The organism is Alkaliflexus imshenetskii DSM 15055 (assembly GCF_000517065.1).
Classification (GTDB): domain Bacteria; phylum Bacteroidota; class Bacteroidia; order Bacteroidales; family Marinilabiliaceae; genus Alkaliflexus; species Alkaliflexus imshenetskii.
The window spans coordinates 1,494,233-1,510,480 of the sequence record NZ_KI912105.1 but is presented as its reverse complement, the minus strand read 5'-3'; the positions used below and the strand labels follow the sequence as shown (position 1 = coordinate 1,510,480).

General features: G+C 43.9%; 10 protein-coding genes. 8 read left to right on the top strand and 2 right to left on the bottom strand.

All coding sequences use genetic code 11. The features are described from left to right. Nucleotides 1-95 precede the first annotated feature (95 nt). The 8 genes from ALKIM_RS0106135 to glgP all read left to right on the top strand — a co-directional run bounded on the left by ALKIM_RS0106135 (nucleotide 96) and on the right by glgP (nucleotide 12,761). Nucleotides 96-413: an SUF system Fe-S cluster assembly protein gene (locus ALKIM_RS0106135; protein ID WP_026473873.1), complete on the top strand. Its 318-nt coding sequence runs from the start codon at nucleotides 96-98 to the stop codon at nucleotides 411-413. A gap of 27 nt (nucleotides 414-440) precedes the next feature. Next, the gene (gene queG, locus ALKIM_RS0106130) at nucleotides 441-1,379 is read left to right on the top strand and encodes a tRNA epoxyqueuosine(34) reductase QueG (protein ID WP_026473872.1); all 939 of its coding nucleotides are present in this window, start codon (nucleotides 441-443) and stop codon (nucleotides 1,377-1,379) included. 208 nt (nucleotides 1,380-1,587) lie between these two features. After that, nucleotides 1,588-2,430, top strand: a complete 843-nt coding sequence (locus ALKIM_RS0106125) for an alpha/beta hydrolase (RefSeq protein ID WP_044117779.1) — start codon at nucleotides 1,588-1,590, stop codon at nucleotides 2,428-2,430. A gap of 14 nt (nucleotides 2,431-2,444) precedes the next feature. Continuing rightward, on the top strand, nucleotides 2,445-3,443 hold the full coding sequence (locus tag ALKIM_RS0106120; protein ID WP_026473870.1) for a GSCFA domain-containing protein: 999 nt from the start codon (nucleotides 2,445-2,447) through the stop codon (nucleotides 3,441-3,443). A gap of 329 nt (nucleotides 3,444-3,772) precedes the next feature. Continuing rightward, nucleotides 3,773-5,713: an amylo-alpha-1,6-glucosidase gene (locus tag ALKIM_RS0106115; protein ID WP_026473869.1), complete on the top strand. Its 1,941-nt coding sequence runs from the start codon at nucleotides 3,773-3,775 to the stop codon at nucleotides 5,711-5,713. 3 nt (nucleotides 5,714-5,716) lie between these two features. Continuing rightward, nucleotides 5,717-7,015 (top strand): glycosyltransferase family 4 protein, encoded by a 1,299-nt coding sequence (locus ALKIM_RS0106110; protein WP_026473868.1) that lies wholly within the window; start codon nucleotides 5,717-5,719, stop codon nucleotides 7,013-7,015. A gap of 74 nt (nucleotides 7,016-7,089) precedes the next feature. Beyond that, the gene (locus ALKIM_RS17780) at nucleotides 7,090-8,430 is read left to right on the top strand and encodes a glycoside hydrolase family 57 protein (protein WP_044117778.1); all 1,341 of its coding nucleotides are present in this window, start codon (nucleotides 7,090-7,092) and stop codon (nucleotides 8,428-8,430) included. A 104-nt stretch (nucleotides 8,431-8,534) separates the two neighbouring features. Continuing rightward, nucleotides 8,535-12,761 carry an alpha-glucan family phosphorylase gene (gene glgP / locus ALKIM_RS0106100; RefSeq protein ID WP_026473867.1) on the top strand — a complete coding sequence of 1,409 codons (4,227 nt, stop codon included), beginning with the start codon at nucleotides 8,535-8,537 and terminating at the stop codon, nucleotides 12,759-12,761. 76 nt (nucleotides 12,762-12,837) lie between these two features. Here glgP and ALKIM_RS0106095 read toward each other — a convergent pair whose 3' ends face one another. Next, a complete protein-coding gene (locus tag ALKIM_RS0106095; protein ID WP_026473866.1) occupies nucleotides 12,838-14,847 on the bottom strand; it encodes an alpha amylase C-terminal domain-containing protein in 2,010 nt (669 codons plus the stop codon). An 18-nt stretch (nucleotides 14,848-14,865) separates the two neighbouring features. Beyond that, nucleotides 14,866-15,627, bottom strand: coding sequence for a 3-deoxy-manno-octulosonate cytidylyltransferase (gene kdsB, locus ALKIM_RS0106090; protein ID WP_026473865.1), 762 nt, complete (start codon nucleotides 15,625-15,627; stop codon nucleotides 14,866-14,868). Nucleotides 15,628-16,248 lie beyond the last annotated feature (621 nt).

Genomic DNA, 16,248 nt, shown 5'->3' with positions numbered 1-16,248 from the left:
GTTTCATAACGAAGTAAACAACTTTTGCCAATTGGGGTTTTATGTGATACCATTGTAGGTAGCATCATTCTAATAATCGGTCAAATAACAATAATATGAGCAACGAATTTCTGAGTATGGAGATGGAGATTGTAAACGCACTTAAAACAGTTTATGATCCTGAGATTCCGGTCAATATATACGATTTGGGCTTGATTTACGAAGTCAATGTGGAGGAGGGAGGAAAAGTTCGCGTGGTGATGACGCTTACTTCGCCCAACTGCCCCGTGGCTGAATCTCTGCCTGAGGAGGTGCGCGATGTGGTAGCCGGTGTGCCTGGAGTTACTGAGGCCGAAGTCAACATGACTTTTGACCCGCCCTGGAGCCGCGACATGCTTTCAGACGAAGCGCTTCTGGAGTTAGGCTTGTTGTAGTCTTTTTATCTTGACATTCACCCGGCCATGCACCTCATTAAAGAACAATATGGGCGTTTAATCCACGAAGAGGCGTTGAGGTTGGGCTTTGATGATGTGGGTTTTTCTCCGGCACAGGAGCTGGTAGAGGATAGGGAGCGACTAAAAAAATGGCTCGACAACGGTCACAACGCCGGAATGGGGTATATGGCCAATCATTTTGAGAAGCGACTCAATCCTGCACTTCTGGTGGAGGGGGCATGTTCAGTTGTTACTTTACTCAAGAACTACTACCCGGCAGATGATAAGCTGTCGCGAAATGAACCAAAAATTTCTCGTTATGCCTATGGTAAGGATTATCATGATTTAATTCGCACCAAACTCACAAATCTGTTTGATTTTATTCGCGCCAATATTGAGCCCGGGCTAATCGGACGAGGCTTTGTGGATTCAGCACCGGTACTTGAAAGATCGATTGCCGCAAATGCCGGCTTGGGCTGGATTGGTAAAAACAGCTTGCTGATACACCGTAAGATGGGTTCCTATGTCTTCATCGCTGAACTAATCATCAATTTGGAATTACCCTACAACCAGCAAACTCAAAATGATGGCTGTGGCGGATGTACCCGTTGTGTGGATTCTTGTCCCACACATGCAATAATTGAAGGACGGCAGGTTGACGCTAACCGTTGTATTTCTTATCTCACCATCGAGAACAAAGGTGAAATTCCCAGCGAATTTAAAGGTATGATGGCTGGATGGGTGTTTGGTTGCGATATCTGTCAGGAGGTTTGCCCATGGAACAGAAAGGCTAAAAGCACCTCGGAGCCTGATTTTATGCCTTCAAAAGCACTGTTGGATATGGATTCTGAGAAATGGCAGCAACTCACTCCCGACTATTTTTCGATACTCTTTAGGGGCTCGCCAATTAAAAGAGCAAAATATTCCGGTTTGATGCGGAATTTGATGTTCGTAAAATCCTCATAGACAATAATTTTTCAGAGAATCGTTTTTGTGACGGGTTAAATGACAAACGTTGGAGCAATGTTTGGTTGTTTAATGATTTTATGAGCTTGTGATATGGCTGTAAATTCTCGTGTGATTACACGTAATTATATACCCATACCGCATCATCATTGAGTTAAATTATTTAGATTTGTGTAAGCCGCAGTTCAAATATTTTTATTTGAGAAAAATGGGGGTAAATCATCAACAGTTTAATTTGGTCTCAACCGATGGGACCATACTAAGGGGACGTTTCTGGAAGCCCGATACGTCGCCGTTGGCTACTATTTGTCTCATACATGGGATTGGAGAGCATTCCGGAAGGTATGATGCATGGGCGCGCCGTTTTTGCAGACAGGGAATTATGGTTTATGCCCTTGATTATCGAGGACATGGAGAGTCCGAAGGTCAACGTGGTCATGCCGGTCACATTGGCGAACTGCTCGACGATATTGGCGCGCTTGTTCGCCGGTGTAAGCGAAATTTTGGTGATATCCCCGGATTCATCTACGGCCATAGTATGGGTGGAAATCTTGCACTTAGCTTTTTGATGCGGCGCCGACAGGATTTTGCTGGTGCCATTATTACTTCGCCATGGCTCGAGTTGGTTAAGCCGCCACGTCCTTTTTTGCGTAAGATTGGCTTATGGATGGATGGGGTTTTCTCAGATATATCGCTATCAACCGGGTTAAAATCAAATCAAATGTCGAGTCTTCCAAAACGTGTGGAGGAGGCTGACAACGATCCGCTTATGCATGGAAAAATCACCCTTCGAATGTTTAATGAGATTGATAAAAGCGCTTCTGAAGTAACCTCTTTTCGTGTTCCGGTGCGCATTCCATTGTTCCTGTTGCATGGTGATAAGGATCAAATTACGAAGCCAGAGGCTACTGAAGCATTCTATCAAAACAATCCGGAACTATTTAAGATGAAGCTCTATGGTGGAGCGCTGCATGAGTTGCACAATGAGCCTGTAGCCGATGAGGTGTTTCAGGATATACTTGATTTCATCAGATCCAAACTCCCCCGATAATCTAAACCTAAACCATGGACAAAGAGCTATTTAGAACCATCGTAAAGGTTGAAAAAGCCGAAAGCCTTATTGAGGTCGACTCGGGGGTGATGTTTATGGGTTCTTGCTTTGCAAGTAACATTGGGCAGTATTTGGCCGGCAACCGATTTCCTGCCCTTATTAACCCCTACGGCGTGCTTTACAATCCTATGTCAATATCCATGGCTTTTCAAGGCATTATGAATATCCGGACAGTAAAGGAGTCTGAACTGGTTAATTTAAACGGCTTGTGGCATAGTTTTAATCATCATGGCAGCTTCAGTAATCCCGATCCTGAGTGTGTGGTTAGCTCAATCAATAAAGCCACCGATTACGCACATAAATTCCTGAAAAGTGCCGGTTTTTTGTTTGTTACTTTTGGTACTGCCAATGTTTATGCGCTGCGTGAGGGCGATAAAGTGGTTGCCAATTGTCATAAGTTTCCCGATAGTTTGTTTAACCGCTATCTGTTAAATGTGGATGAGATAGTGGATGAGTGGAAGGAGTTGATGGTACAACTCAGGGTTTTTAATCCAATGTTGAATGTAGTGTTTACCGTGAGTCCTGTGCGCCATTGGCGCGATGGCGCGCATGGTAATCAGGTGAGCAAGGCTACGCTGCTACTGGCAATTCATAAACTGGCGACATTGTTTGAAAAGGTATGGTACTTTCCGGCATACGAAATTGTGCTCGATGAACTGCGCGACTATCGTTTTTACGACCCTGAAATGCTCCAGCCCAACAGTCAGGCTGTGGAATACATCTGGCGCAGGTTCACTGAGAGCCATTTTTCTGAACAGGCCAGGCTGTTTTGTCGTGAAGTGGATAAAATCATTCGTGCCCGTAATCATCGTCCCTCCGGACATAATTTGCCTGCTCACAAATTGTTTCTCCAACAAATGCTGGAGTTGACGCAGTCATTGGCTCAACGCTATCCCTCTGCACTTCTTGAGCAGGATAGTGTCTTTTTTCAAGAGGCACTAAGTGATTTTTAATGCCTCTATATGGCCAGAAGGTCTAATCGCTTTTTCAGTTTTACACCGTTTGCGCTACCCGTAGTTTGTTCTGCCATCCGGCTTTTTCAGATGTGTGTTAATGTTATGTTTTTTATGATTCACATTATTTAGTTGTTTTTCACTTGTGTTTGAGATTAGAAATCACTAATTTAAAAGCATCTAAAAGCAATTAATATTGTAGTAAAACAGAAGGATTCCTAATGCTTATTTTGTTCGATGTCTGATGAACATATATCATTGCCAAATCCCGCTTGGCAATGAATTGTTTTTATTTATCGCAAACATCATTATTTTTCAACATAGAAATTATGACTTATCTAAACCTTGACAAATCCAAACTTGTGAACCTGGAATACGCTCTCTATAGGGAAGTGCTTCGGACCAACAGAGCCGGTTCTTATTCCAGTACTACAATCATTGGTTGCAATACGCGGAAGTATCACGGTGCCCTGGTTTGTCCCATCGACCACTTTAATGGGGGACGGTTTGTGCTTCTTTCTTCACTCGACATTTCTCTGGTACAGCATCAGCAAGTCTTCAATTTGGGGATACATAAATACCAGGGAAGTCATTATGAGCCTAAAGGGCATAAGTATTTGACTGACTTTGAGATGGATGTAAGCCCCCGACGGGTGTACCGGGTTGGTGGCATGGTGCTCTCATCTGAACAGATGCTTGTTGAAACCGAGGAGCAACTTTTAATAAAGGTGACCCTTGAGGAAGCGCACTCGCCTACCAAAATACGCTTTAAGCCTTTTCTTGCTTTTCGCAGCATACATGAGTTAACTCACCAGAATATGGTGGCAAACACCAGATACGAAACAGTTGACAAAGGCATTAAAATTCAGATGTATGAAGGGTTTCCACACTTGCATCTTCAAGTGAGTAATGAGAATGAGTTTATTGCTGTGCCAGACTGGTACCGCGGAATTGAATATATAAAAGAACAGCAACGGGGGTATCCTTATGCCGAAGATCTTTTTGTTCCCGGATACTTTGAGCTTGATATTAAAAAAGGCGATACAATTATCTTTTCTGCTTCTACCTCTGAAGTTAAACCTAATGGATTAAAGGCGAAGTTTACGCGTGAAAGCAATAAGCGTATTCCTCGTGATACCTTGCTGAACAATCTTTTAAACTCTGCCCAACAGTTTATTCAGCGCAGAGGCGACGGAGTTAAGCTGGTGGCTGGTTATCACTGGTATAATGAGCGGTTGCGCGATACGCTGGTATCTTTGCCGGGTCTAATGGCTTATCAGGAAGATAAGGAAACCTATATGCAGATTTTGGATCAGGCCATTGAGGACATTCGTCGCTTGTATATTGCCAGGACTGATAGCGACCTGCGCTCAGGTATCAAAGATGTGGATGTGCCATTGTGGTTTTTTCATACCGTTCAGGAAATTGAGAAAATATACCCCGATTTGGATGTCTGTTCCAGATACGGAAAGGTTATGGTTGAGATTATTCAATATATCATGCGTTTGAGTAATGGAGTGATTCGCCTCGATGATTCAGGGCTGATTTATGCCCGTCAGGAAGGTGTTCCTCTTACTTGGATGGATGCCATGGTAGATGGACAGCCAGTTAACTGGCGCCCGGGTTTTACAGTGGAGGTGAACGCACTTTGGTATAACGCACTTGCCTATTATGCCGATTTGTGTGGTAAAAAGAAGAAGCACAAGGAGGCCGACGATGCAATAGGGTTGCTTGAGAAAGTTAAAGCGTCATTTTTATCACTATTCTGGAATACTCGAGGGGGATACTTATATGATTATGTCGATGGTGATTTTCGCGACGACTCCATCCGTCCAAATCAAGTGCTGGCTGCCTCATTACGCTATTCACCACTCGATGTGGAGCAGCAGAAAATGGTTCTGGACGTAGTTAAAAAAGAGTTGCTCACATCTGTGGGGCTACGGACGCTCTCACCCTCATCGCCCCAATACAAAGGGGTGCTGGAAGGAAATCAGAGCCAAAGGGATATAGCACTGCATCAAGGCTCAGTGTTCCCTTGGCTGGCTGCTTTTTTTGCCGAAGGTTATCTCAACATTCATAAGCGTGGCGGCATTCAGTTTGTGAAAAAAATGCTCGAAGGCTTCGAAGAAGAGATGGGTGACCATTGTTTAAGCACCATTTCTGAGTGTTTCAACGGAAACCCGCCGCATCTTGGCAAAGGTGCCGTGAGTATGGCCTGGAACGTGGCTGCTGTGATTCGCATTATTAAATTAATTGATAAATACAACTAGCATATGAGGGTACTTATGTTTGGGTGGGAGTTTCCACCCCATATTTCAGGAGGGTTGGGAACGGCCTGCTATGGCCTTACCAGAGGATTATCGCAAATACCCGGCCTTCAGGTTCTGTTCGTTGTACCCAAGGCTTATGGTGACGAAGACCAGTCGGGCATGCGACTGGTGGGTGCCAATCAGATACCAGTGAGGCATCGCCAGCTGGAGCTGAAGTATTCAAATCAATCTCTCGACTATATCGAAGTAGGCTCAAGGTTAATTCCATATATGGATCCTGAGGAGTTTTGGAAGCAGACCAGAGTAGAGAAAGCGAAGCAAATTGAGGCTCTCAATATAAACTCGGAAGGTAAAGTGGAATTTTCAGGTAAATATGGAGCCAGCCTGATGCGCGAAATCAGAGATTACGCGCTGGTAGCCAATGTGATTGCTCAGGATTATGCTTTTGACCTGATTCATGCACATGACTGGCTGGCATATCCTGCCGGCATTGCTGCTAAAGAAGCTACCGGCAAACCACTGGTAGTTCACGTACATGCTACCGATTTCGATAGAAGTGGTGGCAGTGTAAACCCTGCTGTGTACGAAATAGAGAAAAAAGGAATGGATGCGGCAGATATGGTGATTACCGTTAGTAACCTCACACGCAAAATCGTAATCGAAAAGTATGGCATAAGTGCCGATAAAGTAGTGACAGTTTACAACGCAGTAGAGCCAGTTGAGACCATCCGAAGCAAACAGTTTAAAAAAGGTGTGAATGAGAAAATTGTAACCTTTTTGGGACGTATTACAATGCAAAAAGGCCCTGAATATTTTATTGAGGCCGCTCATAGGGTGTTGCGCAAAATGGACAATGTGCGATTTGTGATGGCCGGTAGTGGAGATATGATGGAGAAGATGATACGGCGCGCAGCTCAGTTAAAAATATCTGATAAGTTTCATTTTACCGGATTTCTGAGAGGCGAAGACGTGTTCGAGATGCTTGCCATGAGCGATTTGTATGTGATGCCATCTGTTTCTGAGCCGTTTGGCATTAGCCCTCTCGAAGCCATGCAAAGCAACGTGCCGGTATTAATATCGCATCAATCGGGTGTGGCTGAGATTCTTACCTATGCCATTAAAACAAATTTCTGGGATGTGGATGCCATGGCCGATGCCATTTATGGCGCATTAAACTACCCCGGAATGTCTGAAATGTTTGTGAGCCATGGAAAAAAAGAGGTTGATTCCCTGAAGTGGGAAAATTCGGCTTTGCATGTGAAGAAAGTCTATGATATGGCTATTTCACGGTGTTCCTGCTAATATCAAACGATGATTTTATCAAATAGCTTTAACTATTTTACATCATATTATTGACCCTTTCAAAAACATAAAATATGAAAACCATCTGTTTCTATTTTCAGGTACATCAACCCTTCAGGTTTCGCAGATATCGTTTTTTCGACATAGGAAATGATCATTATTATTATGATGATTATACCAATGAAAGCATCATGAACAAGGTTGCATCAAAATGCTACCTCCCGGCTAACAAGTTGCTGCTTAAAATGCTTAAGGCGCACAAAGGGAAATTCAAAGTGTCATTCTCTATTTCAGGACTGGCAATTGAACAGTTCAAACTTTATGCACCCGAAGTACTCGAGAGTTTTAAGGCTTTGGCTGATACAGGCCATGTAGAGTTTTTATCAGAAACCTATTCGCATTCATTGGTTTCCCTGAAAGATGAGGAGGCTTTCCGTTCACAGGTTGAGGCACATGCGTCGCTTGTGGAGTCTCATTTTGGTGTGAGGCCCTCTGTTTTTAGAAACACGGAGCTAATCTACTCCGACCAAATGGGTGAGATGATTGCCAATATGGGGTTTAAGGCCATGCTTACCGAAGGAGCCAAACACATACTCGGGTGGAAAAGTCCCAACTTTCTCTATTGTAATGCCATCAACCCACGGTTGAAAGTGCTGCTGAAAAATTACAAACTTAGCGATGACATCGCCTTCCGCTTTGGCAACAGGCAGTGGTGCGAATGGCCGCTTACTGCAACCAAATTTGTGAACTGGATAGTGAAATTGGATCAACGGGAGGAGGTGGTGAACCTTTTCATGGACTATGAAACATTTGGTGAGCATCAGGATAAAAGTACCGGCATTTTTGATTTCCTAGAAAGTATACCTGTTGAAGTGTTGAAGCACCATGGACTTTCTTTCTCCACACCATCCGAAGTGGCAACCAAGTTGCAGCCAGTAGCTCCGGTAAGTGTGCCGCATCCTATCTCTTGGGCCGATGAGGAGCGCGACCTAACGGCTTGGTTGGGTAATGAAATGCAGCAGGAGGCCTTTAACAAGCTGTATAGTCTGCTTCCTAAAATAAAACAGTGTAGCGATTCGAAAATTCTGAAGGATTGGGATTTTCTGCAATGTAGTGACCACTTTTATTATATGTGTACCAAGTTTTTCTCAGATGGCGATGTACACGCGTATTTCAATCCCTATGAAACACCTTATGAGGCATTTATAAACTACATGAATGTATTGAGCGATTTTTCCATCCGCCTGAATGCCTCTGTTCCTGAAAGCAATTTGGATAAAGAGTTGGCAAACCTTACCGTACTGCTTGAGGAGAAAAATGCCCGAATTAAAAAGATGGAAGATGAAATTAAAAAACTTCGCAAGCGTCGGGTACCTGCCAAAAAAACGGCAGTCGCCAAAAGTTCTAAAGCGTAGCGGGGCACAATGAGATTCAATCTCATTGGTTTTTTGCACAATAAACATTGAAACATAAGAAGTTTCCCGATTGTTATTTATTGACGAATATAATTTGTGAAAATATGGTTGACAGTTATTTGAAGCCTGACTACTTGTTTGAGGCGAGCTGGGAAGTGTGTAATAAAATGGGGGGGATTCATACGGTTCTTGCTTCTAAAGCATATACCCTGACACAACAATTTCAGGACAAACTGATATTTATCGGGCCTGATGTGTGGCGTGGCCCACACAAAAACCCGGAATTTATTCCGGATGATAAACCGTATGCCGACTGGCAGGCGTCGCTGGCTTACGAAGGTATTCGTGTAAAAGTTGGACGTTGGAACGTTCATGGCAGTCCACTCGTGTTTCTGATTGATTTTACGCCTTACGTATCTCAAAAAAATGAAATACTCTCCTATCTGTGGGAGAAGTTCAATGTGGACAGTATTTCCGGACATTGGGACTACGTGGAGTCCGCCTTGTTTGGCTATGCCGCGGGCGTGGTCATCGAGAGTTTTTATAAGTTTCACCTCACCATGTCCGATAAGGTTGTTGCCCATTTTAATGAATGGATGACTGGCAGTGGTGCGCTTTATCTTAAAGACAAACTGCCACAGGTGGGCACTATTTTTACTACTCATGCCACTACAGTAGGCCGTTCATTGGCAGGCAACGGTTTCCCGGTTTATGACGAGATGGCGGGGTATGACAGCGACCTGAAGGCCCAGGATTTGGGCGTAGTGGCCAAACATTCGCTTGAAAAGATGACGGCTGCCAATGTGGATTGTTTTACCACGGTTTCGGACATCACCGCCAACGAGTGTGCCAATTTTCTGAAAAGGGGCGTTGATGTGGTTACCCCAAATGGTTTTGAGAACGACTTTGTGCCTGTTGATACCGATTATGACACCAAACGCAATAACGGACGCAAGAAACTGCTGAAGGTGGCATCGGCTGTTTTGGGCTATGAAGTGCCTGATACAAGCATGCTGGTGGCCAGCAGTGGAAGGTACGAGTTTCGAAATAAAGGAGCGGATGTGCTGCTCGATGCACTGAAGATACTTAATGAAGACTCTAATCAAAAGCGGGAAGTCATTTTCTTTATGTTGATTCCGGCCAACACTTACGGACCACGAAAGGATTTGATAGAGCGTCTGGAAGGAGCCAAATACGACGGCGCCTTACCAAACCCATTTCTCACTCACGGCCTGAATGATCTGGGCTATGACCCGATTATCAATAAAATTCAGGACATCCACCTGAACAATGCTGCCAATGAGAAGGTGAAGTTGATATTCGTACCAAGCTACCTTAATGGTGATGACGGCATATTTAATATCCCGTATTACGATTTGTTGATTGGAATGGATTTGACAGTTTTCCCTTCCTACTATGAGCCATGGGGATATACTCCACTCGAAAGTGTGGCATTTGGCATACCAACCATAACCACATCCCTAGCCGGCTTTGGTATATGGGCACGACAGTTTTCTGCTTCTGTTTTTGATGGCGTTGAGGTGATCGAACGTAACGATGGCAACTATGCCCATGCCGTAAAAGAGATTGCACGCATCATTGGCGACTATTCACGTGCCGATGCAGGTCAACAGAAGCGGGTGAAGGAGAAGTCGTTTAGCTTGGCATCCACCCTGCAATGGGACAATCTTATTAAGAATTATTATAAAGCTTATGATATTGCTTTGAAAGAGGTTAATGGTCGTCGCGAGCAATTTAGCCTCGTGCAAAAGGAGACGAGGGTGCGCATTATGCCCGAAAAGGCTGCCGCTCCTTCATGGAAAAAGCTCATCGTAAAATCCAAACTGCCAGAACGGCTAATGGGACTGCATGAGTTAACCCGCAATTTATGGTGGACATGGAACTATCAGGCATCTGAACTCTTCGAGTCTATTGATGAAGATATATGGGAGGATGTTCGAAAGAATCCTGTGCAACTGCTTGAAAAAGTGTCATTTGACCGATTAACTTTTTTAGCCGGTGATGGTGATTTTGTTTCGAGGTATGATGCTGTGTACAATGCGTTTAAAACGTATATGAGCCGTCCAATGATCGAGGGGCCATCAATTGCCTACTTTAGCATGGAATATGGTCTCAATGATGTGCTGAAAATTTACAGTGGCGGATTGGGCGTTTTGGCAGGCGATTACCTGAAAGAAGCCAGCGATAAAGGTGTAAATATCACTGCAATAGGCTTGTTGTACCGATATGGCTATTTTAGGCAGGCGCTAACAATGAATGGTGAACAGACTGCCAAATACGATATGCAGGAGTTCTCCAATTTACCGCTGGAGGAAGTACGTGATAAGCACGGTGCCCACCTCATGGTTAAAATTGATTTTCCAGGCAGGGAGGTTACTGCTGCAGTATGGAAGGCTCAGGTTGGACGTATCTCACTATACCTGATGGATACCGATGTGCCTCTTAATGGATATCACGATCGCGAAATAACTCACATGCTTTATGGTGGCAACTGGGAGAACCGCTTGAAGCAGGAGATTCTTCTTGGGTTTGGCGGTATCAGGTTGTTGGAAAGTCTTGGAGCTAAAATCGATCTGTATCACTGCAATGAGGGTCACGCTGCCTTAATCAACGTTGAGCGTCTGGTTGATTTGGTGGAACAGAAGTTTTCATTCAACGAAGCTATGGAGCTGGTGCGCGCTTCATCTTTATTTACAACCCACACCCCGGTACCTGCGGGTCATGATAAGTTTGACGAGGATATGTTTCGGGTTTATATGCGTCATATACCCGAAAAGCTTAACATTACCTGGGAAGATTTCATGATGCTCGGACGCGAGGAAAATGATGAGAAATTTTCAATGAGCGTACTCGCTGCAAAAACATCTCAGGAAGTGAATGGGGTGAGCTGGCTACATGGTGAAGTTACTAAGAAAATGTTCTGTAGCCTTTGGAGGGGCTTTTTCCCCGAAGAATTGCACATAGGTTATGTTACCAATGGAGTGCACTACGGAACATGGACAGCCAAGGAGTTCAGGAAGTTGTATGAGACAGAGTTTGGAGATGGATTTTTGGAGGATGTATCTGATAAATCCAAATGGGAGAAAATTTACGATGTGCCCGATGAACGAATTTGGGAAGCACGAAAAGCTCTTAGGAAAAAACTTATCGAATACATTCGCTGGCGAATGGGCACAGGGATGGTAGAGCGGCACGAAGACCCGTCGCATATTGTGGATGTGCTTGACACCATTCGTGAAGATGCGCTGACCATTGGTTTTGCCAGACGATTTGCTACCTACAAGCGGGCGCACCTTTTGTTTAATGATTTGGACAGACTCGCCCGAATTGTGAACAATCCGGAACGTCCCGTACAGTTCATTTTCGCAGGAAAGGCTCACCCGGCTGATGGTGCCGGACAAGGGTTGATAAAGCATATCGTTGAGATATCTCGAAGACCTGAATTTACCGGAAAAATTATCTTCCTGGAAAACTATGATATGGATTTGGCCAAACGTCTGATAAGTGGTGTAGATGTGTGGCTTAACACTCCAACGAGACCATTGGAAGCCTCTGGTACAAGCGGAGAAAAGGCCGAAATGAACGGTGTGCTTAACTTCAGTGTGCTCGATGGCTGGTGGTATGAAGGCTACAAGGAAGAGGCTGGATGGGCATTGACCGATCGACAGACTTTTGACAACTCTGCATTTCAAGACGACCTTGATGCAACTACCATTTACAGTATTTTCGAGAATGAGATTATACCAAGGTTCTTTAGTAAAAATGAAAAAGGTATCCCTGTAGGCTGGGTTAAATACATCAAAAATTCAGTCGCTCGCATTGCCCCTGAGTTCACAACGCGAAGAATGATAAATGACTATGGAACCCGATTTTATGAGCCCATGTTTGAGCGCGTGAAACAACTCAACACCAATGATTACCGGATAGCTCGCGAAATTGCATCATGGAAACGCAGGGTTTATTCCGGCTGGGACTATGTAGAGGTTCTTTCGTGCGTGATGCCGGATATAGGGAAACAGGAACTTGGTATCGGCGATTTTTATAAACTTAATGTGACGTTGGATTTGCGACGTCTGGCTGGTGTTGACATCGGGCTGGAGATAGTAATTGCTGAACCTACCGACGATGAGTTCCCGAAAATCATCCACATTGAACCGTTCCGGGAGGTTAAAAAAGAAGGCTCTGTTGTTAGTTATGAGCTTGATTATAAATTGAATTTGCCAGGGGTGTTCAAGTTTGGCGTACGCATGTATCCCAAAAATGATTTGTTGCCTCACAAACAGGACTTTGGTCTTGTAAGGTGGATTTAATGTAAGAGTTAGAACATTGTTGTGTATAACTGCAAAGTGCAAGGTTTTTTATCTTCCCGGCACTTTGCAGTTTTTTTTATGCCTCAAAAACGCTTTTGATGGCCTGACGCTTAAGTACAATTGCCGTGCGTGCCGGAACGTAAAGCTTTATCTGATGAGTGTCCCGGCTATGCGGAATGGCTTGAGAGTAATGGATAACCGATTCATCTACCCGGTTAAAACCACCAAAATCAGGACTGTCTGTTGAGAGAATTGTTCTGAATTTTCCGGGGTGCACCGGAATGCCGTAATCGGTAAACGATTTGTCCGGATTAAAGTTAAAAACAAATAGAAGGTTGGCCCGTTCAAAAGCAAGAACCTGATCTACCTCATTGGCCAGCTTAAGATATATTTCCGGCGTTGATAGTAATTGGTATTCTTTCTCCATGGATATCATCTCCCTGTCGAAAAGTCCAAGCCACCTGAACTTCAACAGTTCATTGTCAAAGAGGCTCCATTGTCTCCGGGCGTATTTATACGACCAATTGTTGCCTTGTCTCGGAAAATCTATCCACTCCGGATGACCAAATTCATTACCCATGAAATTGAGATAACCACCATAGGCCGTGCTTAAGGTAATAAGGCGTATTATTTTATGCAGTGCTAAGGCACGGTCGATGATAAGATTTGGGCGATCCTTCGACATGAAATCATACATCTCCCGGTCTGCCAGTCTGAATAGGATGGTTTTATCACCCACCAATGCCTGGTCGTGCGATTCGGCATAAGATATCACTCTCTCCTCAGGTCGATGCTGTGTTAGTTCATGAAATATTTGTCCTACATTCCAGGTTTCGTCCGATTTTTCCTTGATTGTTTTTATCCAAAAATCGGGTACTCCCATCGATAATCGGTAGTCAAATCCAAGTCCGTCTTCTTCGGGTTTGGCAGTAATGCCAGGGAGTCCGCTCATCTCCTCAGCTATTGAAACAGCACGGGGGTGAATTTCATGAATAAGCTTATTGGCCAGCGTAAGATATAGAACCGCATCATCATCCAGTTGGCCATCAAAGTAATCGTGATAGGAAGTGAAAGCTTTTTCGAGCCCGTGGTGATGGTATAGCATACTTGTTACACCATCAAAACGGAATCCGTCAAAGTGATACTCTTCCAGCCAATAACGGCAGTTCGACAATAGAAATCTTTGCACCTCTTCCTTGCCATAGTCAAAACATCTTGAATCCCATGCCGGATGACTACCCCTGTCACCATCATGAAAATAGAGATTGTAACTGCCATCGAAACGGCTAAGCCCTTCCTCTTCATTTTTCACGGAGTGGGAGTGCACAATGTCCATAATAACGCTGATTCCCATATTATGAGCTGTATTGACCAGCGTTTTTAGGTCTTCCGGAGTGCCGAAACGACTTGAGGCTGAAAAGAAATTTGATACGTGGTAACCAAAGCTTCCATAGTAGGGATGCTCCTGAATGGCCATCATCTGAATCATGTTGTAGCCGGCTTCGGCAATGCGCGGAAGTATTTTATCCGTAAATTCACGATAGGTACCTACCTTCTCCTCTTCCTGGGCCATGCCGGTATGTGCCTCATAAATAACCGGTGGCCCGTCAGCCACTTTAAAGTTTTGGTCAGTCCATATAAAGGGTTCATTATCCCAAACCTGTGCACTAAAAAGAAATGTTTTTGGATCTTGTATGGTGCGCGTTGAGTGCGAAGGAATACGCATACCGGCACCACCGGGCCATACAACCCAAAGCTTGTAATGGTCGCCATGTTTTAGTTCTGCTTCCGATATTTCGATTTGCCAAACACCCTTTTCTTGACGCTGCAAACGATATTTCGCCAGAGGCTTCCAGTCTGAAAAAGCTCCAACGAGATACACCTCTGTGGCATTTGGAGCCCATTCACGAAAAATCCAGCCGTTGATCTGGCGGTGGAGCCCAAAAAACTTGTGGGTAGATGCAAATTTGAGAAGTGACCCCCAGCGGTTTTCAATATCATCTGTTTTCGCTTCAAAATTGGCACGTCGCTTTTCCAGTTGAAGCGCAAACGGCGCAAGCCATGAGTCGTAATCGATAAGTCTCATAGGTCAGGATGTTTAAGTTTACTGCGGCAATCCACTATGAATCACGCGTTCCAGGTCTTCCGGAGTGTCGATGCCAATGGAATCGTGATCAACTGACCTGACACTGATGTTATATCCGTTTTCGAGCCATCGAAGCTGTTCCAATGACTCTGCAATTTCAAGCGTTGACGGTTTTAGATTAGTGATTTCCCTCAGAATATCGCTGCGATAGCCATATAATCCAATGTGCAGATAATAGTTGTGGTTATCGGCCCACTCTTCTTTCGGAAACTGACGAAGGTAAGGAATCGGGGATCTTGAAAAATAGATGGCCTCGTAATTGGGGTTGAAAATTACTTTAGGTTTGTTGGAGTCAAAAAGGTCTGCCTTATTGCGAAGCGGCTTCACAAGTGTGGCTATTTCGGTAACCGAACTATGAAAACAGCCTGCTAGGGTGGTGAGGAGTTCTGGCTCTATAAACGGTTCATCTCCCTGCACATTAATCACCACATCAAAGGTGCGGTTTTCCAACTTCTCAATTTGGTCAAGTGCCTCAGTACAGCGATCGGTTCCGCTTTGGTGGTCGGGCGAGGTCATCACCGCTTTTCCTCCAAACTGAACAACGGCCTTAAAAATGCGCTCGTCATCGGTGGCCACATAGACCCATTTAAGTGCGATTGATGCCTGTTCATAAACTCTCTGTATCATCGATTTACCGCCAATATCTACAAGCGGCTTTCCGGGGAAGCGCGTTGATGCGTATCTGGCTGGAATTATCCCAACGGTTGATTCTTGAATCATAACTGATGTTGTAATAGGTTTGATATAAAGATAAGATAATTATATTTTGCTTCCGTCATTTGTCGCAAATCTAAAGGAATCTTACAGATTCTGTTTAACGTCTTTTTATGAATATTTAAATGCAAGATAGCGTGATTAATTAGCAAGTTTTTTGAGGATGCCTAATCACAATCCCAAACAGTAACATCGTGTCATTGTTGTCTAAGGTTTTATGCTTTAGTCAATAATGCATCCAAAAGCTCACATTGTAACCACACCGTATCAATTTTTGCAAATGCAGAACCAATGAATTTTGTTTATAAAAGAGATGAATTTAAGTGTGTAATGTGATGTAAAAAGTATAGATTTAAATCTAATTTCAAGTATAACAGTTTGATTTATGTATGATGGTATGATAAAGTTAAATTGGTTTACAAAAGCAGGCTTAGGCCTGATTGCTTTGGCGCTTATTTTATGGGGCCTAAATTTACAGAACAATGCAATATTCTTCATTAAAGGCTTTTCAATCGGATTGGGAATGGTCTTTATAATTAAAGGATTTTATAAAAACAGAGCTTTGGTTTAGTCAGTACCGACATGTGCTGTAGCCAGTGATATCTGTATGAAAATATATGGTGTGAA

Excerpts from the sequence above, each read along its gene's own strand:
- ALKIM_RS0106095 (WP_026473866.1), bottom strand. The coding sequence starts at position 14,847 with ATGAGACTTATCGATTACGACTCATGGCTTGCGCCGTTTGCGCTTCAA.
- ALKIM_RS0106125 (WP_044117779.1), top strand. The coding sequence starts at position 1,588 with ATGGGGGTAAATCATCAACAGTTTAATTTGGTCTCAACCGATGGGACC.
- ALKIM_RS0106110 (WP_026473868.1), top strand. The coding sequence starts at position 5,717 with ATGAGGGTACTTATGTTTGGGTGGGAGTTTCCACCCCATATTTCAGGA.
- ALKIM_RS0106120 (WP_026473870.1), top strand. The coding sequence starts at position 2,445 with ATGGACAAAGAGCTATTTAGAACCATCGTAAAGGTTGAAAAAGCCGAA.
- ALKIM_RS0106135 (WP_026473873.1), top strand. The coding sequence starts at position 96 with ATGAGCAACGAATTTCTGAGTATGGAGATGGAGATTGTAAACGCACTT.
- queG (WP_026473872.1), top strand. The coding sequence starts at position 441 with ATGCACCTCATTAAAGAACAATATGGGCGTTTAATCCACGAAGAGGCG.
- glgP (WP_026473867.1), top strand. The coding sequence starts at position 8,535 with ATGGTTGACAGTTATTTGAAGCCTGACTACTTGTTTGAGGCGAGCTGG.
- ALKIM_RS17780 (WP_044117778.1), top strand. The coding sequence starts at position 7,090 with ATGAAAACCATCTGTTTCTATTTTCAGGTACATCAACCCTTCAGGTTT.
- kdsB (WP_026473865.1), bottom strand. The coding sequence starts at position 15,627 with ATGATTCAAGAATCAACCGTTGGGATAATTCCAGCCAGATACGCATCA.
- ALKIM_RS0106115 (WP_026473869.1), top strand. The coding sequence starts at position 3,773 with ATGACTTATCTAAACCTTGACAAATCCAAACTTGTGAACCTGGAATAC.